Here is a 23,664-nt window from a genome sequence, read left to right as displayed (position 1 = left end):
TCAGTTCCCGGTCGAGGCGGCGGGTTGCTGGCCGGTGGCGGCCATCTTGGATGGGGCCGGCAAGGCCGAGGTCTGACCACGGTCCTTGATCTCGCCGGTCGCCTCGTCGATCGTCACTTCGACGCCGGTCGCATCGCCGCCGGGGCGCACGAGTTGCAGCCCCTCGACGATGACGCGGTCGCCATCGCCGACGCCGCTATCGACCAGCCAGTTGTTGCCGACGGTGTTGCGCACTGCGAGCACGCGCGTCTCGACCTTGCCCTGCGCGTTGATGACCATGGCCGTCGCCTCGCCCTTGGTGTTGCGGGTGACGCCGCGCTGCGGCACGAGAAAACTGTTCTGCGCGACGCCCTCCTCGACCAGCGCCCGCACATACATGCCGGGCAGAAGCAGGCGGTCGGGATTGGGGAACTCGGCTCTGAGGGCGAATGTGCCGGTGGTCTGGTCGACATTGGCGCCGGCGAATTCCAGCTTGCCGGTCTGCGTGTAGATGGTGCCGTTCTCGAGCTTGAGCTTGACCGAGACATTGGGGCCGCTGAACTTCAGCCGCCCTTCCGAGATCGCCTGGCGCAGGTTGAGCAGATTGGTGCTCGACTGCGTGACGTCGACATTGATCGGGTCGAGCGAACGGATCGTGGTCAGCACCGTCTCCTGATTGGCGGTCACCAGCGCGCCCGGCGTCAGCGTCGACTTGTCGATGCGGCCGGCGATCGGTGCGGTGATCGAGGTGCGGTCGAGGCTGATGCGCGCGGTCTCGACACTGGCCTTGGCGGAAGCCACATCCGCCTGCGCCTGCGCGAGCGTGGCGGCGGCGTCGTCATAATCCTGTTTGGAAACAACGTTCTGCTTCAACAGGCCGGCATATCGGTCGAACTTGGCCTGCGCCGTCGGCACCGCTGCCTCGGCCTTTTGCTGCGCGGCCAGAGCGCTGTCATAGGCGGCCTGGTAGCTGGCGGGATCGATGAGGTAGAGCGGCTGCCCGACCACCACCTCGGCGCCTTCCTTGAACAGGCGTTGCTGGATGATGCCGTTCACCTGCGGGCGCACCTCGGCAACCAGCGATGCCGCCGTGCGCCCCGACAGTTCGGCCGTGATCGCGACCGATTGCGGATGCAGCGTGACGACGCCGACTTCCGGCTTACCGACACCGCCCATGCCGGCGGGCGCCTTGCCGCCCTCCTGCGAGCAGGCCGCCAGCAAAAGCGCGGCGGCGCACACCATGCCTGCCCAGGGCGACAGACGGCGCGCCGGCAGCGCAAAATGATTAGACTGGATAAGCATGGTCTGGATCTTTCGCTGGGGTTGCTGTCGCCGCCTGGCGGTCGGCATCGGATCGCTCCACGAGCAGCCGGCCAAGATGGCGGCCAAGGAAGCGCTGCATGTCGTCCATGAAAGTGTAGACGACGGGCACGTAGACGAGGCTGAGCACGGTCGAGGAGATGAGCCCGCCGATCACGGCGATCGCCATCGGCGCGCGGGTCTCGGCATCGGCGCCGATGCCGAGCGCGATCGGCAGCATGCCGACACCCATGGCTATCGATGTCATGACGATGGGCCGTGCCCGCTTGCGGGCAGCATCGAGCAGTGCCTCGAAGCGGCTCATGCCACGCTCCTTCTGCGCGACCAGGGCGTACTCGACAAGCAAGATCGAGTTCTTGGCCGCGATGCCCATCAGCATCAATATCCCGATCAGCGGCGATATGCCAAGCGCCTTGCCCGCGATCAGCATGAAGCCGAGCGCGCCGCCGATCGAGAGCGGCAGCGCCACCAGGATGGTCACCGGCTGCACGAAGCCGCGGAACAAGAGCACCAGCGTCAGGTACATCAGCAATATGCCGGCGGCGATCGCGGTGGCGAAGCCCGAGAACAGCTCCTGCATGCGGGCCGCGTCGCCGCGCGACAGCTCCTGCACGCCGGCGGGCAGGTCCCGCATGACCGGCAAGGCGCGGATCGCCGATGTCGCCTGCCCGAGTGTCAGGCCGGAGAGATCGGCCTCTATCGTCGCGCTGCGGCTGCGTTCGACCCGGGTGATGCTGTTGGGTCCGGCATTGAAGCCGATATCGGCGACGGCGCCGAGCGGCACCGTGCCCTTGCCGCCGACCAGCGGCAGGACGGCCAGCTTGGCCGGCTCGTCGATCGCACCGTCGGGCAAGGTCACGACAACAGACACCTGGCGGTCGCCGAGATTGAACTTGGCAAGGCTGGTGTCGGTGTCGCCGATGGTGGCGATCTTCACCGTCGAGGCGATTTCGGTCGGCGTCACGCCGAGCGCGGCCGCCCTGGCGCTGTCGGGCCGCACGATGAGTTCCGGCTTGGTCGTCGCCGCCGTCGAGGTCGGGTTGATGAGGCCGGGGACCGATTTCATTTGCTCGATCAGCGCATCGCTGGCCTTCTCCAGCGCCCTGCCATCGTCGCCGACCAGAGTGATCGCCACCTTGGCGCCGGCAAATCCGTCGGCGCCGAACTGGATGCGCGCGCTGGGAATGTCGTTGAGCTTTGGCGATGCTTGCGCCTCGAACTGCTGCTGGCTGATCGAGCGTTCGCCGCGCGGCTTCAAATTGACGGTGACGTTGGCTCTGCGCACTTCGGCCGAGGTCGAACCGCGGTTCGGGCCGCCTCCGGACGAAGCCGCCGTGCCGATGGTGGCGAATACGCTGTCGACGGCCGGCTCGCCCTTCAGGCGTTTCGTGATGTCCAGCACGACGGCGCTGGTCTGTTCGATGGTCGATCCCGGCTGCAGCTCGACCGAGATCATCGAGCGGCCGCGATCGGTCGCCGCCATGAATTCGGTTGGCAGCTTCGTCGCCAGGAACATAGAGAAGGCGAAGAAGGCTATGCCGGCGGCAAGCGTGATCCAGCGGTGGTCGAGCGCCTTGCGCAGCAGCTTGAGATAGGTCGGCACCCAGGCCGGCATGTCGTCCTCGCTGTGGCCGCCGGCGCGCACCAGATAGGCGCCCATCAGGGGCGTGAGCATGCGCGCCACCAGCAGCGAGAACAGCACCGACACGCAGACCGCGACGGCGAAGGAGAAGAAGAATTTTCCGGGGATGCCGGGCATGAAGGCGACCGGCAGGAACACCGCCACGATCGTCGCCGTGGTCGCCACCACGGCAAGCCCGATCTCGTCGGCCGCCTCGATCGCCGCCCGGTAGGCGCTGGCGCCGGTCTGGCGCATGTGGCGCACGATGTTCTCGATCTCGACGATGGCGTCGTCGACCAGGATGCCGACCACCAGCGACAGGGCCAGCAAGGTGATGTTGTTGAGCGAGATGTTGAACGCCGCCATGACCGCGAAGGTCGGGATCAGCGACAAGGGCATGGCGACGGCGGACACCAGCGTCGCCCTGATGTCGCGCAGGAACAGCCAGACGACGCCGACCGCCAGCAATGCGCCGAGCCACAGCGCCTCGAGCGCGGCGTCGTAGCTCTCCTGCACGAAACCGGACGAGGACGTGACTTCGGTGAATTTCGCCGCGCTGGTCCTGGCGCCCATCCGGGCGATGGCGGCGCGCGCGGCCTTGACCACGTCGATCTCGCTCGATCCGACGGAGCGGTAGACGTTGAAGGCCACCACCTGCCGGCCGTCGAGATAGGCCGCCTGGCGCGGTTTTTCCCAACTGTCGACGACCCGGCCGAGATCGGAGAGCTTGACGTCGCCGGCGCCCGACAGCGCGATGCGCGTGTCGGCCAGCGCCTCGACGGTTCCGGCACTGGCCAGCGTACGGACCGACTGCTCCTGGCCACCGACCGTGGTGCGGCCGCCCGGCTGGTTGACGTTGTTGGAGGCGAGCGTCTGGCTGACATCGCCGGCGCTGATGCCGAGCGCGGCGAGACGGTCGGGGTCGAGCTCGACGCGGATGACCCGGTCAACGCCGCCCGAACGGGTGATCTTGGAAACGCCGTCGACGCCGAGCAGCGCCTTGGCGACATCATTGTCGATGTACCAGCTCAGCGCGTCGGGCGACATTGCGGGGGCCTCGACGACATAGGTCAGCACCGAATTGCCCGTCGCATTGACCTTGGCCACGACAGGCGACTCGGCCGCCGCCGGCAGGCTGGACTGCACTTCCGAAACGGCGTTGCGCACGTCGTTGGCGGCCGTCTCGGGGTCGGTGCCAAGCGTGAACTCGACCGTGGTGACGGAAGAGCCTTCGCTGATCGAGGTCGAGACGTCGTCGACGCCTTCGAGCGTCGCGACGGTGTTCTCGATCACGCGCGCGACCTGCACCTCCATTTCGCTGGGCGCCGCCCCCGGCTGCGAGACGGTGACGGTGACCGTCGGCAGGTCGATGTCGGGCATGTTGTTGGTGCGCAGTTGCATGAACCCGTAGAGGCCGGCGATGGTCAGCGACAGGAACAAGACGATGGTCGGCACCGGGTTGCGGATAGACCAGGAGGAAATGGCGTTCATCGCGCCGCCTCCGGCGCATGGCCGGCGACATCGGCGCCGGCTTGTGCATCGGCGACGCGCACCAGATTGCCGTCCGAGAGGAAACCGGCGCCGGCGACGACCACATGATCGCCTTCCGAAAGCCCGCTTTCTATGGCGACGCGGCCGTTCTGGTGGGCGCCCGCGGTCACCATGCGCGCGGCTGCCTTGCCGGCGGCATCGACCACGAAGACCACCGGCTTGCCGTCCTGCCAGACAAGGGCGGCCTCGGCGACGCTGAGCCGCCGCGAAGCCGGACCCGTGATCGAGACGCGGGCGAACATGCCGGGCCTCAGCCCCGAACCTTCGCCGAGCGCGACATGGACGGTGGCCAGCCGCGTCGTCGAATTGACGGTTTGGGCAATCGAGGAGACGCTGCCCGCAAAGCGGCGGCCGGCCGCGTCGACGACATCGGCCGCCTGCCCGACCGACACCGCCGGCAGATCCTTTTCGGGAACCAGCACGCCGACCTCCAGCCTGCCGTCGCGGATGATCTTCATCAGTTCGGTGCCGGCCTGGACGATCGAGCCGGCGACGGCCGGCTTGCTGGAGACGACGCCGTCGAAGGGCGCGCGGATGGTGGTCCGGTCGAGTTCGGCCTGCAACTTGTCGGCGGCCGCCTGCGCCTGCTCGACCCCGGCCTGGCCGGTCTTGACGGCGGTCGTCTTTTCCTCCGCCGTCTCGGCGCTGATGGCGTTGCTGGCGAGCAGCTTGTCGGCGCGGGCGGCGGCCGAAATCGCGGAGTCGAGCGTCGCCTGGGCCTGGACGACGGCGGCCTTCTGCTCGGCCAGTTCGGCCTTCAGCAACGCGGCATCGAGCCGGGCGACGACATCGCCCGCTTTCACGTGATCGCCTTCGGCGACCAGGACGTCGGTTAGGCGCAGGCCGCTCTCTTCAGCGCCGATCGTCGCCTCCTGCCAGGCGGCAACGGTGCCGGTGGCGCTGATCGACGAAGCGATCGCCTCGGAGCGCACCGCCTCGACCGCAACCGTCAGGCTGGCGCGCGGCGCCGCCACCGCCGGCGCGGCAGGTTCGGCGTTGCCGCGGCCATAGGCCCTGAGCGCCGCCATGGTGGCGAGCGCGAGCAGCAGGGCCGTCAGGGCGAGATATGTCCTACGCGATCTTGCGGTCATGATTTTCGTGGCCATCGGGCCGTTGCGAAAGCGGGAGCGACAGGCGCCAGGCGGCGAAGTCCAGCCGGATCGCGCCCTTCAGCATATCGGCCGGTAGCACCGTAACGACGGCGCGCCTGGGCAGCGCGGCGCGGCCGGCGCGCCTGGCCGGGCCGAGCGAAAATCTCGGGCTGGCCGATGCGATGAGCCGCAGCAGCATCAGGGCTTCCCACATTGTCGTGCCTTCACAGCATAGGGTGAATCCGGGATGGCGCGATCCGCCATCCCGGGCAAGGAGACCGGCCGGCCCGGGAACGGGTTGGATACCGGGCCGGCCGGCGCAGCGGGTCAGAGTTGCGCGCCGTTCCCGGGCTGGGGCGGCGGCATCAGGCCATCATTGGGCGGGCCTGCTGGACCGGCTGCATCATTCGGCGGACCGCCCCAGGGACCGGGGGGTGGTCCGTGCGGTCGATCCGCCGAAGCGAGGATTTCGAGTTGTTCGGGCGAGAGCTTGGCGCGCAGCTCGGCGATCGCGTCCTTCAGCTTGGCCGCAGAGCCCGCGCGCGCCGTGACATCGTCGGCCAGCCTTTCCTGGAAGGCGAAGGGATCGGCGTTGCTGGCCGGACCCGCATCAGGACCTTTCGCTTCCGGACTGCCGGTCCCGCCGGGGCCTCGATCGTGCCGTGGCGGCGAAAGCACCGCCTGCAGCGCGCTGGTATAGTCGCGCCAGGCGTCGAGCTGTTCGCTGCGGATGCCGACGCGGGTTTCGAGCGCGGCGAGCCGGGCGGCCAGCATGAATTCCGGTGGCGGCGGCCCCATGCGGCGCGGGCCAAAACCTTGCGGCCCAAAGCCTTCCGGGCCGGGCCGCATCGGCCCATGCGGGCCGAAACCCTGCGGGCCCCATCCTTGCGGCGGATACCGCATCGGGCCGTGATCCGGTCCATCCTGCATGGCCATGACCGGCGGCTCGCCGGGCGCGGCGTCCGGACCGGGCTGCGCCGCCAGCGCGGGGTGGACGGCGGCGGCGGAAAACAGGCCGAGCGCAAGAAGTCTGCTTCGCATGACGGTATCCCTTTCATCCATGTTTTGGATGCCGGCAGGATAGGAAGCGTGTTTGTCTGCTTCGCGTCGGCGTGTTGCCAAAGGTTTCCGCAAAAGGGCAATTTGTTTCCCAATGTTTCCCGATCCGCGTGAGAAACATTGCGTTGCAATTTTCCGTGCCGCTTGCGCGCGGCTCTCCCTATAATCGGCGTCAAGCAAAGGGCACGGTACATGCAGTCACAACCCCATATCCTCGTCGTCGACGACGACCGCGAGATCCGCACGCTGCTCGGGCGCTATCTCGACGGCCAGGGTTTTCGCGTCTCGGTGGCGGCCGACCGGCGCGAATGCGAGCAGAAGCTCGCCTCGGGCCAGTTCGACCTCACCGTGCTCGACGTCATGCTGCCGGACGGTTCGGGGCTCGACATCTGCCGCGGCCTGCGCGACCGCAAGCCGCATATTCCCGTCATCCTGCTGACGGCGCTGAAGGAGGATGTCGACCGCATCATCGGGCTGGAACTCGGCGCCGACGACTATCTCGGCAAGCCGTTCAACCCGCGCGAACTCACAGCCCGCATCCGTGCCGTGCTCAGGCGCTCGGCACCCGAGGAAGCCGCCACGGCGCCCCCGCCCCGCGCCTACCGCTTCGCCAGCTACAGGCTGGAGCCGGACACCCGCAAGGTGACGGATGCGCAAGGCGAGGCCGTCGACCTCACCGGCGCCGAGTTCGACCTGTTGCAGGTCTTCCTCGACCGCCCCGGCCGGCTTTTGTCGCGCGACCAGTTGCTCGATCTGACCCAAGGCCGCGAGCGCGACCCGCTCGAACGCTCGGTCGACGTGCTGATGAGCCGGCTGCGCCGTAAATTCGCCGACACCGGCGACGGCCCGCTGTTCAAGACGGTGCGCAATGGCGGCTACCAGTTCACCGCGCGCGTCGAGACGGTGGAGGCGCAGGCGTGAACTCGCTGCGCCGTCGCCTCATCATGCTGCTGGTCGCCTCGATCGTCGGCGTCGTCGGCCTGGCGACCGCCGCCGTCATCAGCGTGCGCGGCGGCGGGCCGCCGCCGGAACTCGTCGTGCCCTGGGTTGCCCAGCAGATGGAGCTGGTGGTGCGGCTGCTGCCCGGCCCGATCCCCGACGTGCTGCAGGTGCAATTCAGCGACCGACCGGCCGATGGCAAGGTCGACCGGCCGGAGACGGCGATGCTCAACGATCTGCTGCGCCGCCGTGGCTTCGACGTCCTGGCCGTCGTCAGTGACAAGCCGGATGAACCCGGCCAGCGTGCCTCCATGCGCCTGCCCGACAGCCGCTGGGCAATCCTGGAAATCGCCCATATCGATCCGCCCAGGCGCGAATGGCTGGTCCTGGCCGGCTGGATCTCGCTGATCGTGGCCGGCGCCACCGCCGTCTCGGTCTATTTCACCTCGGTGCTGATCAGGCCGGTCGAAATGCTGGAGGCCGCCGTCTCCAAGATCGGCTCGGACGGCGTGCTGGCGGCGGTGCCGGAAGTCGGCTCCGCCGAGGTCAAGGCCACCGCGCATGCGCTGAACCAGCTCTCGTCCAGGCTGAAAACCGCCATGGAAAGCCGCATGCGGCTGGTCGCCGCCGCCGGCCACGACCTGCGCACGCCGATGACGCGCATGCGGCTGCGCGCCGAATTCCTCGACGAGGACCGCGACAAGTGGCTGCACGACCTCGACGAACTCGACCGCATCGCCGACAGCGCCATCCGCCTGGTCCGCGAGGAGGTCAACCAGGACGCCGTCGAGCCGCTGGACCTGGAAAGGATGGTGCGCGATATCGAGGCAGAAATGGCCACGCTCGGCCATTCCGTCTCGCTCGGCCATCTCGACAAGGTTTCGGTACGCGCCGGCGCGCTCGGCCTGCGCCGCGCGCTGCGCAACCTGATCGTCAACGCCGCCACCCACGGCAAGGCCTGCACCATCGCGCTCGACCTCGCCGACGGGCGCGCCGTGATGACCATTGCCGATACCGGTCCCGGCATTCCGCCCGACCTCATCAACAAGGCCTTCGAGCCCTTCTTCCGCGTCGACCCCGGCCGCCAGCAATTCATTCCCGGCGCCGGCCTGGGCCTCGCTATCGCCAAGGAGATCATCGAGCGCTATGGCGGCACCGTGACGCTGGAGAACCGCAGGAACGGCGGACTGGCGCAGACGGTGGTGTTTGCGGCGGTGTGAGGAGGTGTAAAAAACAATGTCAGCGGGGCACGCCCCCCTCTGGCCTGCCGGCCATCTCCCCCTCTTGGGGGGAGATTGGCTGTCATCTCGGCTTTCGCCAACCACCAACGTTGCAGGAATGGGCAAGGCGCGCCCAAGCCGCCGATCTCCCCCCTTGAGGGGGAGATGTCCGGCAGGACAGAGGGGGGCGCCTGGCGCCAGCCTGGCAGAACCTGATCCTCGCCCACGAATGTACTCAGGCGGAAGACGAAAGCTGGCTCGAAGAGCGTTGGCCGCGATAGATTCGCGCCCGTTCCTCTCCCCCCTCCGGAGGGAGAGGAACGGGCTGGCTGGGAAAGCTTCGCGACCGTCTCTTTTACCCCGCTATCGCCAGCGGCACCGCGCTCTTGTTGGGGATCTGGATGTCGATTTCCAGCGTCGACATGGTCTCGCCGCGGTCCATCGAGACCTGGAGATAATCCTGGTCGATCTGCACGTGCTTGGCGATGACGGCCATGATCTCCTCGCGCAGGATGGAGACGAGGTCGGGCTGGCCGCGGCTGGCGCGCTCATAGGCGAGCAGCACCTGCAGCCGCTCGCGCGCCACCGGGGCGCTGGAGCGCCGCCTGAAGAGGTCGAAAACGTTCATGCCGCCCTCCTTCCGAGCAGACGGTCGAGGAAACCCTTGCGTTCGAAGGGCACCACCACCGGCAGGTCCTCGCCTTCCAGCCGCCGTGCCGCTTCGAGATAGGCCTTGGCGGCGCTGTTGAGCGGATCCGTCAGCGTCACCGGCGAGCCGAGGTTGGAGGCGCGCAGCACATCCTGGCTTTCCGGGATGATGCCGAGCAGCGGCACCGACAGGATTTCCAGGACATCGTCGATCGACAGCATTTCGCCGCGCGCGGCCCGCGCCGCGTCGTAGCGGGTGACGAGCACGTGCTTGGCGATCTGCTCGCCCTGTTCGGCGCGCATGGTGCGGGCGTCGAGCAGGCCTATGATACGGTCGGAATCGCGCACCGACGACACTTCCGGATTGGTGACGATGACCGCCTCGTCGGCAAAGCGCATGGCGAGCTGCGCGCCGCGCTCGATGCCGGCCGGGCTGTCGCAGAAGACATAGTCGAACACCGAGCGCAGCTTGTCGATCACCTCGCCGACGCCATCTTCGGTCAGCGCGTCCTTGTCGCGCGTCTGCGAGGCTGGCAGCAGGAACAGCGTGTCGACGCGCTTGTCGCGGATCAGCGCCTGCGACAGCTTGGCCGTGCCCTGGATGACGTTGACGAGGTCGAACACGACGCGCCGCTCGGCGCCCATGATCAGGTCGAGATTCCTGAGGCCGACGTCGAAATCGACCAGCGCCACCTTCTTGCCGGTCTTGGCCACCGCGGCACCCAGCGCGGCCGTCGAGGTGGTCTTGCCGACGCCCCCCTTGCCCGATGTGACGACCACTACCTTGCCCATGGAAAAAGCCTCCGTTGCCTGTTTTCGTTTGTTGTGCCGCGCGCCGCGCGGCTGTTGTCAGAGCCTGTCATCATGCCATCCCAAACCGGTCCGAGGCTTGCGCGCGGTGCCCCGGCGCCTGTCAGGGCCTGAACCGTGAAGCCGGTCGCCACCATCGGGCCGCCCCTAGTTCAGCGGCACGACGGCGAGCATGTCGCCTTCGAGGAAAGCCTGCACCGCCTTGCCGCGCGAGACGCCTTCCATCTCCTCGGCCGTCGTGTACCAGCCATCGACCGAAATCAGCTCCGCCTCGTTGCGGCGGCAGAAGATGCGCGCCGACCTGTTGCCTTGCGAGCCGGCGATGGCGCGGCCGCGCAGCGTGCCATAGACATGGATCGAGCCCGCCGCGATGATCTCGGAGCCGGACGCGACCGAGCCCAGCACGATGACATCGCCATGCGGATGGAAGATCGACTGGCCCGAGCGGATCGGCGACTTGACCATCAGCGTGCCGGCCTGCACCGCCTCGGCCGCGCCGATGTCCTGGCCGACCTTCGCCGCCCTGCCCTTGCCGGCCTCGATTTTGACTTCGGCGGGCTTGCCCTCGTCGGACTTGCCGGCATCCTTGCCGGGTTCGGAAAACACCGTCTCCAGTTTGCCGGTCTCGTCAGCCGCCTCCGCCTTGCCCTTGCGGCCCGAAAGCAGCCCGTCCGAGGTCGCCTCCTTGGCGCCGGTCAGAAGCGGCGGCAGGTCGAGCCCGAGCGAAGCGCCTTCGAGCTCGATCGCATAGACCCGGATGCCGCGCGCGCCGAGCGAAGCGACCAGCAGCCCGATGTCGGCGACATCGGGCTTCAGCACGTTCAAATCGAGAACCACCGGCCGCCCGGCAAAATAGCCCGGCGAATTGCCGATCCAATGATCCAGTCCCTCCAGCCAAGCCGAAATCGGCGCCTCCGGCGCCAGCGTGAAGGCGACGAAGGAGCGGGCGCGAAAACGAATGGATTTGGTGTCCAGGGGGGCGGCAAAGGTCACGGCTGGCGAATCCTTACTGAGAGGTAAACGCTAGGGGGTTAATGGTTAACGAATGGTTAACGGGGGCGCGACGCTGGCGCGAGAAATTGGGAGGTCGGCTAAGCGCCCTCCCAAGATCGACGAACAAGCGGTTCCCCCAACCGCGGCCTTCAGCGGCGACGCGAAGCTGATCGAATGGCTGCGACCAAATGGGCATCTTCGAAAGGTTTGCTTATCAACGCCACGTCGTGAGGGCGATCCGAGATCTTCTCGGCATCGGCGTAGCCCGTGACGATGAGCGCCGGCCAGTCCGCGCGCAGGCTACGGGCGAAGCGGATGACGTCGATGCCCGAAATGAGCGGCATGGCAAAGTCTGTCACGATGACATCGAAGCGCTCCGGTTCCTTTTCGATGGCGGCCAGGGCCTGGGCGCCGCCGGAAAACGCCGTCACGTCGAAACCCGATTGCCGCAGCGACATCGCCGTCAACTCCCGCAGCGACTGACTGTCGTCGACGAGCAGAACGGTCGGCAACTGTTCCTCGGCCGTAGCCGGGAGATCCGTGCCGGCATTTTTGGCGGCGCTGACTTCGAAAACGGGTTCATCCCTGGCAGCGACGTCCTGCATCTCGCGTGAGCGGGGCAGCCAAAGCTCCATGGTGGTGCCGTGGCCAAGCTCGCTGTCTATCCTGAGCGTGCCACCGGACTGCTTGGCGAAACCATAGACAGTGCTGAGGCCAAGGCCCGTGCCCTTCCCGATCGGCTTTGTCGTGAAGAACGGTTCGATCACCTTGCTGATGACATCCGCGGCGATACCTGTCCCGGTGTCCTCGACCGCAAGCCTGACATAGTCGCCCGCGGCCAGCCCCTGCCCGGTGTGGCCGATGCTGCGATTGTGAGCCCTGACGCAGATTGTCCCGCCCGAAGGCATCGCGTCGCGGGCATTGAAGACTAGGTTCATCAAGGCAAGCTCGAGCTGCGCCGGGTCCGCATGAACCGGCCATATATCCTCACCGATATGCCAGTCGAAGCGCACCAAGCCGCCCAGAATCGGCGCCACCAGGCCGGTCATCGTGTCTCCCAAGCTCGACATCCGCACGGCAACCGGTTTCAGTTCCTGGCGCCTTGAAAAGGCAAGCATGCGCTGGATGAGATCCTTGCCCTGCGAAGCGGAGCGGCGCGTCATCTCGAGAACCTGGGCCGCCTTGGCGTCGAGGGCCACTTGCCTTTCGAGCAGGCTCAGCCCGGACAGGATCGCCGCAAGCAGATTGTTGAAATCGTGAGCAAGTCCGCCGGTCAGCTTGCCGATTGCATCGAGCCGCTGCGATTGCAGCAATTGGCTTTCCAGATGGCGCTGCTCGGTGATGTCCTGCATGGTGCCCAGCAGTTCGAGCCCGGCGCCATCCCTGGCGACCACACCCTGGTCGAGGAATATCCGGTATTCCTCATTGGCGCATCGCCAGCGGAACTCGCACGCATAAGAGCCGGTGTCGTGGGCGGCCGAAAGCGATCTTGTCACCGCGTCGCGATCGGCGGGATGGACCCGGCTGATGCCGAAATCGGGATCAGCCATAAACCGGTCCGGAGAAAATCCCGTTAGCCGCTCGACCCCTTTGGAAACGTAGCTTGCGGCGAATGGCGCCTCGGCCGCTCGGGCGTGAAAACAAATCGGCAGCGAGGCGAGGATCGTCTCCTGCCGGGCCTCGGAATGCCGCAGCGCCCGCTCGGCATCGAGTTTGTCGGAGGTCGCCTTCAGCGCCCGCTCGAGCAGCAGTTGCTCCCTGGCCGCATTCCGTTCGATTTCCCTCGTCTTTTCATAGAGATCGACGAAGACCATGACCTTGGACCGCAGCATCGCCGGGTCGAATGGCTTGAACAGATAATCCACCGCGCCGGCGTCATAGCCGCGCAACATATGCGCCTCTTCCTTGTTGATGGCGGTCAGGAAGATGATCGGTGTGGCGTTCGACCGTTCGCGCCTCCGGATCAGCGAGGCGGTTTCGTAACCGTCGAGACCAGGCATCAGCACATCCAGCAGAATGACGGCGAAGTCGTCCTTGAGCAGAAAACGCAGCGCCTCGTCGCCCGACTGGGCGCAAATCACCTGCCCCACTCCGTCAAGCGCCTCCTCTATGGCAAGGAGATTTCGCGCGTCGTCGTCGACGGCCAGAACGCGAACCGGCCCAAGGTTTTCGAACGGTTCGCTGCTTTCTGCTTCCATCGCGGCCATAGACTAAATCCGCCGAGGCGCGATCAGATTGCGGTCGTCGCCGTCTGCCCGCGATGTTCCCGAGCGCGAGCGCGAGCGGCCGACCCATACCCGCAGCAGGGCGAGGAGCAGGTCGAGGTCGACGGGCTTGGCGATGTAGTCGGACGCGCCGGCGTCCAGGCATTTCTGGCGATCTCCTTTCATCGCTTTGGCCGTGACGGAAATCAGCGGAATGTGCGCGATCTCCGGCTGCGAGCGGATCCGGCGCATTGTCTCGTACCCGTCCATCTCGGGCATCATGATATCGATCAGGGCGACATCGACATCCGGCGCCTCTTCAAGCATGGCTATGCCGTCCCGCCCCCGCTCGGCATGCCGCACCTCTATGCCGTAGGTCTCCAGCACGCTGGTCAGCGAATAGATGTTGCGAATGTCATCGTCTACGATCAGAACCTTGGCCCCGGCCAGATCGGCGTTGTCGAGTTGCTCGGAAGCAAGGGGGCCCTTGTCGGGCCTGTCGCCTGGAAGGGCCGCGGACATCAACAGCCCAAGCTGGGCAAAGTTGTCGGCGCGCGGAACATCGCTGAGCGGCGGATGCAAGGCGACCTGCTGTTGAAAGGCGTCCGGATGGGGCGTGAAGAAGAGCAGGCGCGGGACGAAATCACCGAACTGGGACATGATCTCGTCGAGCATCTGGGAGTTATCCTTGGCCGAACGGCCGAATCCGAACACGACGGCGTCATAACCTGCGATACCACCCCCGTCCGCATTGGCCGCGACGCGGCCGATGGCGGTGACCGACGTGACGCCGTCGCGAATGGCTTCGACCAGCGCCAGGCGACGCTCGGGATCCGGATCGGCGACCAGGACATTGCGTTGTGTCCTGAGCGTCCTTGACTGAATGTCGTCGAAGACACGCGAAAGTTCGCCGGCGGACACCGGCTTGCTGGAAACGCTTGCGGCGCCTCGGCGCATCAGAAGCTCGATGTCTTCGGCGCCGGAGATAACGTGGATGGGTATATTCCTGGTCTTCGCATCGTGACGTAAAAGGTCGAAAAGAACCCAGCCATCAATGTCCGAGAGGCCGAGATCCAGCGTGATCGCATCGGGCATGAGCTTGCGTGTAAGCGCAAGCGTTCCCGAGCCCGCAGTGGAAAGCACGCCTTTCAAACCGGCCGATCGCGCAAGACCAAGCAGCAGCCCGCCAAAAGTCGGGTCGTCCTCCACGATCAGCACCACCCTGTCCGACGGATCGATCGCGTCACGATCGTCGGCGAGTTCCGGCGTTCCTGTCGTGGCAGCGGCCGTAACGGACCCGGCGGCCGGCGAATGCTCGATTTGCGGTGCAAGACTGCTGCTGCGCGGACCGTCGAAGGGAATGACAAGCGTGAAGGTCGATCCCGTCCCAGGCTGGCTTTCGACGCGCAACTCGCCGCCGAGCAGGCGGGCGATCTCCCGGCTGATCGAGAGGCCGAGCCCTGTGCCGCCATATTTGCGGCTGGTCGTGCCGTCGGCCTGTTGAAACGCCTCGAAGATCAGCTTTTGCTTGTCTTCCGGAATGCCGATGCCCGTGTCGGTGACAGCGATTGCCAGCGCCTGCGGCGGTGCCGCCGCGCCGTTTGCGCGGCCGGTCCGCTCTGCATGGATGCTGAGCGTCACGTCGCCTTGGGAGGTGAACTTGAAAGCGTTGGACAAAAGATTGAGGACGATCTGCTGCAGCCGTTTTTCGTCCGTACGGATCGTCTCGGGCAGGATCTGATCGATCTTGATCGTAAACCCAAGGCCCTTGTCGGCCGCGAGCTGCCGGAAGGTTCGCTCCATATGCTGGCGCAGATGCGCAAGCGGCATGTCGTTGAGCTCGATCGAAACCGTGCCGGATTCGATTTTCGAAAGATCCAGTATGTCATTGATGAGGCTGAGCAGATCCGTGCCCGCCGAGTTGATCGTGCGAGCGAACTCGATCTGCTTGTCGTTCAAATTGCCCTGCTGGTTGGTGGCGAGCAAATTGGACAGGATCAGCAGCGAGTTCAGCGGCGTCCTCAGCTCGTGGCTCATATTCGCCAGGAATTCGGATTTGTACTTGGACGTCAGCGCCAGCTGTTCCGCCTTCTCCTCGAGGGCCCGTCTGGCCATTTCGATCTCGAGATTCTTGTTCTCGACCTGTTTTTTCTCGTTCTCGAGGAGCTGCGCCTTCTCCTGCAATTCCTCGTTGGTGGCGTGAAGCTCTTCCTGTTTCTTGGTGAGCTCGGTCTGGCGCGACTGCAGTTCGGACGTCAGAAGCTGTGACTGCTTGAGAAGCCCTTCGGTGCGCATGGTCGCCGCGATCGTATTGAGCACGATGCCGACCGACTCCATCAGTTGCTCGAGGAACAGGCGATGCGTGTCGCTGAAGCGGCTGAACGAAGCGAGTTCGATAACCGCCTTGACCTCTTCCTCGAACAATGCGGGCAGAACGATGGCGCTGGCCGGCGGCGCTTCGCCAAGGCCCGAGGTGATGCGCAGGAAGCTCGAAGGAACTTCGTCGAGCATGATCGCCCGTTTGTCGGCCGCGCTTTGACCGATCAGGCCTTCGCGGAAGTCCACACGTTGGCGGATCTTGGCTTTGCCCTCGGCGGCGTAGGACGCGGCCAGTTCCAGATAGGATTCTTCCTCGTCGCGATTGGTCACGTAGAAAACGCCATACTGCGCGTTCACCAGCGGCGCGAGCTCCGAGATGATCATGCGCGACACCGTGGCCAGATCGCGCTCGCCTTGCAGCATGCGCGAGAACCGCGCGAGGTTGGTTTTCAGCCAATCCTGCTCCGCATTCTTGAGCGTCTGATCCTTCAGGTTGCGGATCATTTCGTTGATGTTGTCCTTGAGCGCCGCGACCTCCCCGGAAGCCTGGACGCTGATGGAACGGGTAAGATCGCCCTTGGTGACCGCGGTCGACACCTCGGCGATGGCCCGCACCTGGGTGGTCAGGTTCGCCGCCAGCTGATTGACGTTGTCGGTCAGGTCGCGCCAAAGACCGGCTGCGCCCGGCACCCTGGCCTGGCCGCCGAGCTTGCCTTCGATACCGACCTCGCGTGCGACGTTGGTCACCTGATCGGCGAAGGTCGCCAGCGTCTCGATCATGCCGTTGATGGTGTCCGCCAGGGACGCGATCTCGCCCTTGGCATCCACGGCGAGTTTGCGCTTGAGATTTCCCTGTGCCACGGCGGTGACGACATCGGCGATGCCCCGCACCTGGTTGGTCAGGTTGGTCGCCATGAGGTTGACGTTGTCGGTCAGGTCCTTCCAGGTGCCGGCCACGCCCTCGACCTGTGCCTGGCCGCCGAGCTTGCCCTCGGTGCCGACCTCGCGCGCCACACGCGTCACCTCGCCGGCAAAGGAGTTGAGCTGGTCGACCATGGTGTTGATGGTGGACTTCAACTCAAGGATCTCGCCCTTGACGTCGACGGTGATCTTTTTCGACAGATCGCCTCGCGCCACCGCCGTCGTCACATCGGCGATGTTGCGGACCTGGCCGGTAAGATTCTCGGCCATCGAGTTGACGTTGTCGGTCAAGTCCTTCCAGGTGCCGGCGACACCACGCACCTGTGCCTGGCCGCCAAGCTTCCCCTCGGTCCCGACTTCGCGCGCCACACGCGTCACTTCCGAGGCGAAGGAGTTGAGCTGGTCCACCATCGTGTTGATGGTGTCCTTGAGTTCGAGGATTTCGCCGCGAACGTCGACGGTGATCTTTTTCGACAGGTCGCCCAGCGCAACGGCGGTCGTCACTTCGGCGATGTTGCGGACCTGGCCCGTCAAATTGGCGGCCATGGCGTTGACGTTGTCCGTCAGGTCCTTCCAGGTGCCCGCGACACCGCGGACCTGTGCCTGGCCGCCAAGCTTGCCGTCCGACCCCACTTCGCGGGCGACGCGCGTCACCTCGGAAGCGAAGGAGTTCAGTTGGTCCACCATCGTGTTGATGACGTCCTTGATCTGCAGAATCTCTCCCAGCGCATCGACGGTGATTTTCTGCGTGAGATCGCCGGTCGCGATCGCGGTCGCGACCTTGGAGACGTCGCGCAGCTGCACGGTCAGGTTGCCGGCCATGGCATTGACGTTGTCGGTCAGATCCTTCCAGGTGCCGCCGACCCCCTCGACATGGGCCTGGCCGCCGAGTTTTCCCTCGGAACCCACTTCGCGGGCAACGCGCGTGACCTCGGAGGCGAAGGAGTTGAGCTGGTCCACCATCGTGTTGACGGTGTTCTTGAGCTCCAGGATTTCGCCCTTGACGTCGACCGTGATCTTCTTGGAGAGATCACCGCGCGCAACGGCCGTCGTCACATCTGCAATGTTGCGCACCTGGCCGGTGAGATTGGCCGCCATCAGATTGACGTTGTCCGTCAGGTCCTTCCAGGTGCCGCCAACGCCACGGACTTCTGCCTGGCCGCCGAGCTTGCCCTCGGTGCCGACTTCGCGCGCGACGCGCGTCACCTCCGAGGCGAAGGAATTCAGCTGATCCACCATCGTGTTGATGGTGTTCTTGAGCTCCAGAATCTCGCCTTTCACGTCGACCGTGATCTTCTTGGACAGATCGCCCAGAGCCACCGCGGTGGTGACTTCGGCGATGTTGCGCACCTGGCCGGTCAGGTTGGCCGCCATTGAATTGACGTTGTCGGTCAAGTCCTTCCAGGTTCCGGCGACACCCCGCACCTGCGCCTGGCCACCGAGCTTTCCCTCCGTGCCGACCTCGCGCGCCACGCGCGTCACTTCGCCGGCAAAGGAGTTGAGCTGGTCGACCATCGTGTTGATGGTCGATTTCAGCTCCAGAATCTCCCCCTTCACGTCGACGGTGATCTTCTTCGACAGGTCGCCGAGCGCCACGGCGGTGGTCACATCGGCGATATTGCGGACCTGGCCGGTCAAATTGGCGGCCATCAGGTTCACGCTGTCCGTCAAATCCTTCCAGGTGCCACCGACGCCCTCGACGCGGGCTTGGCCGCCGAGCTTCCCCTCGGTCCCGACTTCGCGCGCGACGCGCGTCACCTCGCCGGCAAAGGAATTGAGCTGGTCGACCATGGTGTTGATGGTCGATTTCAGCTCCAGGATCTCGCCCTTGACGTCGACGGTGATCTTCTTTGACAAGTCTCCCGAAGCGACGGCCGTGGTCACCTCCGCGATGTTGCGCACCTGGCTCGTCAGGTTGGTCGCCATCGCGTTCACATTGTCGGTCAGGTCTTTCCAGGTGCCCGCCACACCCTTGACCCGCGCCTGGCCGCCAAGCTTGCCCTCGGTGCCGACCTCGCGCGCCACGCGAGTCACTTCCGAGGTGAACGAGGCGAGTTGCTCGACCATTGTGTTGACGATCTTGCCGATCCGCAGGAATTCGCCACGCAGCGGCCTGCCGTCGATCTCCACCATCATGGTCTGGGACAGATCCCCCTTGGCGACGGCGCCGATGACCCTGGCGACCTCGGCGGTCGGCTGCACCATGTCCTCGATCAGGTCGTTGACCGAACGGACACTGGATTCCCAGCTGCCTTTGGCGTTCCTGACATGGCCGCGCTCGCTGATGCGCCCATCTTTGCCAACCACCCGGCTCAGCCGCGCGAACTCGCGCGTCACCTGGTCATTGAGTTCGACAATTTGATTGAACGTGTCCGCGATCTCGCCACTCAACCCGTCATAGACGTTTTCGATGCGAACGGAGAAATCGCCGTTTCGAAAGGCTTTGAGAGCGTTGAGGATTTGCCGAGAGTCCAGTTGTTCCTTTGGTAACCGAGATACGGCCAAAAACCCCTCCACGCGAACCCCAAGCCCAGATCAAGCCGAAGCCCCTAACGCGTGGCCATTTATTTTGTTCCATATAGCTTGCGAGCGCTGAAGATGACGACGCGCTTTGCTGCCATCCCTAAGAGCACGAAGGAGGCCGGTTGGCCCATGGCGGTCCCGGCTCTGTGTACCGCTATGCAACAGCGACCCCTCAATGCCGCTTGAAATACTGCACCTCCCGTTCATGCTTCTCCGCGGCCTCGCGGTTATCGAACGTGCCCAAATTCCGGCGCTTGCCCGTCTTCTCGTCCTTCTTGCGCGAATAAAGCCGGTATTTTCCGTCCTTCAATTTCCTGATCATTTTTCGCTCCCTTGGAAGGACGAAGGGCCCGGTCGGGCCCTTCTCGCTTTCAGTCCTGATGCTCGGGCATTTGTTTCAGCTGGTCCTTGGTCCAGCTGGTCACGGCGTGGATGTCGCCGTCCTCGTCGCGCATGAAATCGAGTTCGCTGGCCAGCACGGCCACCGGCTTGGCGCCGATGCCCAGGAAGCCGCCGACATCGATGACGACCTGGCTGCCGTGCACATGGTCGACCGAGCCGATCTTCTCGTCATCGGGGCCGTAGATGGTGGCGCCTTCGAGCTCGTCCTGGGTCAGTTCGGCGTCGGTCAGCCTGACGTGATTGCTGTGGTCCATGGTTCCGCATCTCCTGTCCTGTGGTTGGGGAAGGAGGAACCTGCGAGCGGGGCAAGGGTTCCGACATTGTCTGGGATCACGGGGGCAGATGACCAGGGATAGCGCTCTACGGCGGCAGGCATACGTCCGGGCTGGCCAGCTCGATGAATCATCTTCTCATCGAGCTGCGCCAACGCATGTTCCGAAAGGCTTACGCGATCAGCGCCCGCGCTTCGCCTTGAGCCCGCGCGCGGCGTCCTCGATCGCGGCGCGGTCGGTGCCCAGGCGGTCGATCAGCTGCTGCGCCTCGTCGCCCGATATGCCGGTGCGCATGGCAATATCCTCGACCGTCAGCACGTCGGTGCTGGCGATCTCGCCTGTCGGGGAGAGCCTTGTTTGCGGCAGCGCGTCGTCCGCCGTCAGCGGCAGGGCGGCCTCCCGGTCGATCTCCATCTCAGCCTGGTGCCAGTGCCGGTCATGGTCGCCATGGCCGCCGCCCTCGCGCTGCCAGATCTCGTAGGCGCGGTCGCGGATCTTGTCGTCGCGGTCGTCGTTCATGTCAGTTCTCCCTTTTGTGAGGGAGGAACGCCGCGCCGGTGCGAACGATCCAAAAAATCTGCGTGATCGTCGGGAGCACGAGATGCGCCCTCAGACGCGCCACGGCGCTACTCGCACTGGCGCCTGGGTCCGCCGGAATAGGGCTGGTAGCTGTTGTCTTCAGGCCGGTAGGAGCGATAGCGGCTGAAGCAGGACTCGACATGGTCGGCGGAGAGCCCCGTCGCGGCGACCAGCGGCGCATCGCCGCCTTGGACATAGCTGACCTCGGTCGAAGGCGGCGCGGCCTGGTCGGTGGCACCGGCGTCGAGATAGGGCGAGACGCATGGGCGCTGCTGGCCGCTATAGGACATGTAGCTGTTGTCGTCCGGATTGTAGGAGCGGTAGCGGTTCGCGCACCATTTGACGTGGGAAGCCGGCAATTCGGCAGACGGCAGCCCGGCCTGCTCGTCACCGGCCGAGGGCGGCACCGCGCCGGTCACGGTCGGGTCCGGGGCTCCTTGCGCCCTGGCGGCGGCATCGGGTGCCGCAGTCTGCAATGCCGGTACGCGTTCCAGCGTCTGCGCCGCCTTGTCCACCGGCCGGGCGCTCCTGGTCCACAATTCCGCGACGCTGGCCGTGGGCCTGATTTCATGCGCGGGCTTGGCGGCTATCAGCCAGGCCGCGAAGACCAGCCCGCTGGCGAAGACCGCAAGGGTCAGCACGAAACCGCCGACCAGTCCCAATACCGCTTTCATGTCACGCTCCTTGAGTCCCCACTAATAGAATGCGGAGCATCAAGGCTGGTTCCAGGCGAGCGAGCGCTAACCGGAGGCAAGGTCGCGGCCGCTTCAAACCGGCAGCCTCACGGCAAACTGGTTCTCGACCGCCAGCAGCGCCGCCACCATCTCCTTGTCGCGCCGGCGCTGCAGCAAATAGCCGGCCAACAGCCAGTCCAGCGAGAACCTGCCCGCACCCGCGGCAGCCAGCACGAACATGCCGCCGGCAATGGCGAAATCCTTTTCGAAATGCAGCAATTCGTTCTGGCTGGCGAAGTTGGTGTGAAACAGCATGGCCGTCGCCAGGCAGAACAGGCCGAGCCCGACGGCGCCGGGTCGCGTCAGCAGGCCTGTCGCGATGGAAAGCCCTGCCCCCAATTGCAGTGCCACGGTGGCGATGAACAGCGGCATGCCGACGCCAAGAGCCGCCATCGCCTTGGCCGCGGCGGCGAAATGGGCGGCGAGCGTGACGCCTTCATGCAGGAAGATGAGGGCAAGCAGCAGCCGTCCGGCGAGCAGGGCCGCGTCCCTGACATAGGGCTTGGTGGCGAGGGCGTGCAGCTTCTCGATGATTTCGGTCGGTATCATGGTCGGGCTCCAATTTTGGTCGCAATCAAGCCGCACTCACCGTGGGACGCGCGGCGCTTCCCGGCTGTGATGTCTGAAAAGGCCGGAGCTGGCTCGAGGGAGAGCGCCGGCTCCGGCAATGGGCGCCAGCCACGAGCGCCCGAACTTTGGGTGACGGGGTTGAGGTTGGCGCCAAGGCCCCCTCATCCGACCGCTTCGCGGCCACCTTCTCCCCGCCGGGGAGAAGAGGCAGAGGCAGACTCGGTGCCCTCCTCTCCCCTCGGGGAGAGGTCGGATTGCCCCGAATTGCTCTTTGCAATTCGGCCTTGGCAATCCGGGTGAGGGGGAACTCGCGCCCCGCCCTACTGCGTCACCTTGGTATCGATGGCCTTCTGCAAATCGGCAAGCTCGTCGCAGCCTGCGGGGCACATTTTTTGCAGCGATGCCAGTTGCTCCCGCGCCTTGGCCATGTCGCCGGTCTCGACATAGAGCTCGCCCAGATATTCGCGGGCGGCCTTGTGGTCGGGTTTCAGCTCCAGCGCCTTGTTGTAGTAGGTCAGCGCGGTAGCGAAATCGCCGGTCTTGCGCAGCGTGAAGCCGAGCAGATTGTAGACGTCGGCCTGCTGGTTGTCCTGCGCGAGATCACGCAAATCCGCCAGCGCGCCCTGATAATCCTTGGCGTCGATCTTGGCCTTGACGGCGCTGAGGTCGGGCGCGTCGGCACCCTCTATGTCGTCGACCGCATAGGCCGGCATGACCGTGGCGACGGGAACCACGGTCAGCACGGCGACGGCGCCGAGCAGGCCGAACAGGGCATTTCTGCCCAAGAAAAATTGTTTCATTGTCTGTCTCGCTTGTCTCGATTGGGAGCCGACGCTCAGATTTCGACTGGGGTGAAGCCATAGGCATTGCCGTCCTTGACGAAGACGCCAGTGCCCGGGAACGGGAAGTGCGAACCGGAAATGCGGATGTTGTCGGCGATCACCCGGTCGATGATCCTGTGGCGCGTGGCGATGGCCGTCGGCCCATCCTGGTCGTAGCTGCCCTGCCACTCCGGATGCGGCGCCAGCAAAGCCGGCACATACATGGTGTCGGCCGAGATCATCAGTTGCTCCTTGCCGGAGTTGGCGAGATACACCGAATGGCCCGGCGTGTGGCCGGGTGCGGCGATGATCTGGATGCCGGGCGCGACCTCGGCGCCGTCCTCGACCAGCTTCCAGTTCTTCCATTTCGGAAAATTCTCGGCGATGCGCTTGCCCGCCGGCTTGCGGCCTTCGGGCAGCTTCGCCAGCCGGCTCGGATCGGTCCACCAATTGTATTCCGTGGCGTTGACGATCAGCTCGGCATTGGGGAACACCGGCGTGTTGGTGCCCTTTTCCATCAGGCCCCAGACATGGTCGGGGTGGAAATGCGAGATCAGGATGGTGTCGATCGCCTTGTAGTCGATTCCGGCGGCGGCCATGTTGGCCGGCAGATGCGTGGCGTTGGCCTGCCACTGGCCGACGCCCGAGCCCGCATCCATCATGATCAGCCTGCCGCCCATCCTGAGCACCACGACGGTGAGCGGAATGGGCATGAAGTCGGTGGTCAGGCCCGCCTTGGCGAGCGCGGCCTTGGTGTCGTCGACGGAAACGTCCTTGATGAAGGCCGGGTCGTGCGGCTTCTTCCAGATGCCGTCATAGATGGCGGTTACCTCGATGTCGCCGACCGTGTATTTGTAGAAGCCGACGGCGGGTTCCACCGGCGTCTGCGCGAAAGCGGGACGGGTGAATTCGAGCTTGCCGGCCAGGCCGAAGGCGGCGGCGGCAGTGGCGGTTCCGAGCAGTGTGCGGCGTGTCATGCTGAACATGGGTATTCTCCCTGTGAGGTTGCGTGGCGGAGAGGTGACGGAGAGCCACGCCACATGGCTCCCCGTCCTGATTGCGGGTGGGGTCCAGATCTCGAGGGTGGT

19 protein-coding genes are annotated in these 23,664 nt (G+C 65.4%); 2 read left to right on the top strand and 17 right to left on the bottom strand.

What is annotated here, in order from left to right; translation table 11 throughout:
- From LB569_RS18990 to LB569_RS18970, 5 genes are all read right to left on the bottom strand, one after another.
- Positions 1-1,281 carry an efflux RND transporter periplasmic adaptor subunit gene (locus LB569_RS18990; protein ID WP_224693647.1) on the bottom strand — a complete coding sequence of 427 codons (1,281 nt, stop codon included), beginning with the start codon at positions 1,279-1,281 and terminating at the stop codon, positions 1-3.
- Positions 1,265-4,411: an efflux RND transporter permease subunit gene (locus LB569_RS18985; protein WP_224693646.1), complete on the bottom strand. Its 3,147-nt coding sequence runs from the start codon at positions 4,409-4,411 to the stop codon at positions 1,265-1,267. Before LB569_RS18985 ends, LB569_RS18990 begins: the two co-directional genes overlap by 17 nt.
- Positions 4,408-5,562: an efflux RND transporter periplasmic adaptor subunit gene (locus LB569_RS18980; RefSeq protein ID WP_224693645.1), complete on the bottom strand. Its 1,155-nt coding sequence runs from the start codon at positions 5,560-5,562 to the stop codon at positions 4,408-4,410. The genes LB569_RS18985 and LB569_RS18980 overlap by 4 nt, the downstream gene beginning before the upstream one ends.
- Positions 5,543-5,761 (bottom strand): hypothetical protein, encoded by a 219-nt coding sequence (locus LB569_RS18975; RefSeq protein WP_224693644.1) that lies wholly within the window; start codon positions 5,759-5,761, stop codon positions 5,543-5,545. The genes LB569_RS18980 and LB569_RS18975 overlap by 20 nt, the downstream gene beginning before the upstream one ends.
- 128 nt (positions 5,762-5,889) lie before the next feature.
- Complete coding sequence (locus LB569_RS18970; protein WP_224693643.1) at positions 5,890-6,603, bottom strand: hypothetical protein; 714 nt, start codon at positions 6,601-6,603, stop codon at positions 5,890-5,892.
- A 210-nt stretch (positions 6,604-6,813) separates the two neighbouring features.
- Here LB569_RS18970 and LB569_RS18965 point away from each other — a divergent pair, with 210 nt between their 5' ends.
- Together LB569_RS18965 and LB569_RS18960 are read left to right on the top strand one after the other, a co-directional pair.
- Complete coding sequence (locus LB569_RS18965; protein WP_224693642.1) at positions 6,814-7,542, top strand: response regulator; 729 nt, start codon at positions 6,814-6,816, stop codon at positions 7,540-7,542.
- The gene (locus LB569_RS18960; RefSeq protein WP_224693641.1) at positions 7,539-8,780 is read left to right on the top strand and encodes an ATP-binding protein; all 1,242 of its coding nucleotides are present in this window, start codon (positions 7,539-7,541) and stop codon (positions 8,778-8,780) included. Before LB569_RS18965 ends, LB569_RS18960 begins: the two co-directional genes overlap by 4 nt.
- Positions 8,781-9,135: 355 nt before the next feature.
- Here the strand turns inward: LB569_RS18960 and minE are convergent, their stop codons facing one another.
- From minE to LB569_RS18900, 12 genes are all read right to left on the bottom strand, one after another.
- Complete coding sequence (gene minE, locus LB569_RS18955; RefSeq protein ID WP_140708723.1) at positions 9,136-9,408, bottom strand: cell division topological specificity factor MinE; 273 nt, start codon at positions 9,406-9,408, stop codon at positions 9,136-9,138.
- A complete protein-coding gene (minD, locus tag LB569_RS18950) occupies positions 9,405-10,220 on the bottom strand; it encodes a septum site-determining protein MinD (RefSeq protein ID WP_140708725.1) in 816 nt (271 codons plus the stop codon). The genes minE and minD overlap by 4 nt, the downstream gene beginning before the upstream one ends.
- A gap of 165 nt (positions 10,221-10,385) precedes the next feature.
- Positions 10,386-11,231 carry a septum site-determining protein MinC gene (gene minC, locus LB569_RS18945; RefSeq protein WP_224693640.1) on the bottom strand — a complete coding sequence of 282 codons (846 nt, stop codon included), beginning with the start codon at positions 11,229-11,231 and terminating at the stop codon, positions 10,386-10,388.
- A 149-nt stretch (positions 11,232-11,380) separates the two neighbouring features.
- The gene (locus tag LB569_RS18940) at positions 11,381-13,438 is read right to left on the bottom strand and encodes a response regulator (RefSeq protein WP_140708729.1); all 2,058 of its coding nucleotides are present in this window, start codon (positions 13,436-13,438) and stop codon (positions 11,381-11,383) included.
- 3 nt (positions 13,439-13,441) lie between these two features.
- Positions 13,442-19,180 carry a HAMP domain-containing protein gene (locus tag LB569_RS18935; protein WP_224542706.1) on the bottom strand — a complete coding sequence of 1,913 codons (5,739 nt, stop codon included), beginning with the start codon at positions 19,178-19,180 and terminating at the stop codon, positions 13,442-13,444.
- A gap of 190 nt (positions 19,181-19,370) precedes the next feature.
- A complete protein-coding gene (locus LB569_RS18930; protein WP_140708733.1) occupies positions 19,371-19,520 on the bottom strand; it encodes a hypothetical protein in 150 nt (49 codons plus the stop codon).
- A gap of 49 nt (positions 19,521-19,569) precedes the next feature.
- A complete protein-coding gene (locus LB569_RS18925; protein WP_140708735.1) occupies positions 19,570-19,854 on the bottom strand; it encodes a PRC-barrel domain containing protein in 285 nt (94 codons plus the stop codon).
- A 198-nt stretch (positions 19,855-20,052) separates the two neighbouring features.
- Positions 20,053-20,391: a DUF2934 domain-containing protein gene (locus tag LB569_RS18920; protein ID WP_140708737.1), complete on the bottom strand. Its 339-nt coding sequence runs from the start codon at positions 20,389-20,391 to the stop codon at positions 20,053-20,055.
- A 107-nt stretch (positions 20,392-20,498) separates the two neighbouring features.
- On the bottom strand, positions 20,499-21,125 hold the full coding sequence (locus LB569_RS18915; protein WP_224693639.1) for a BA14K family protein: 627 nt from the start codon (positions 21,123-21,125) through the stop codon (positions 20,499-20,501).
- 93 nt (positions 21,126-21,218) lie between these two features.
- Complete coding sequence (locus tag LB569_RS18910; RefSeq protein ID WP_224693638.1) at positions 21,219-21,734, bottom strand: DoxX family protein; 516 nt, start codon at positions 21,732-21,734, stop codon at positions 21,219-21,221.
- 341 nt (positions 21,735-22,075) lie between these two features.
- Positions 22,076-22,555: a tetratricopeptide repeat protein gene (locus tag LB569_RS18905; protein ID WP_224693637.1), complete on the bottom strand. Its 480-nt coding sequence runs from the start codon at positions 22,553-22,555 to the stop codon at positions 22,076-22,078.
- A gap of 35 nt (positions 22,556-22,590) precedes the next feature.
- Entirely contained in the window at positions 22,591-23,562 is a 972-nt protein-coding gene (locus LB569_RS18900) for an MBL fold metallo-hydrolase (protein WP_224693636.1), read from the bottom strand.
- Positions 23,563-23,664 lie beyond the last annotated feature (102 nt).

The organism is Mesorhizobium sp. BH1-1-4 (assembly GCF_020165665.1).
Lineage (GTDB): Bacteria > Pseudomonadota > Alphaproteobacteria > Rhizobiales > Rhizobiaceae > Mesorhizobium.
The sequence above is the reverse complement of the archived record's forward strand: the minus strand, read 5'-3'. Positions and strand labels throughout refer to the sequence as shown.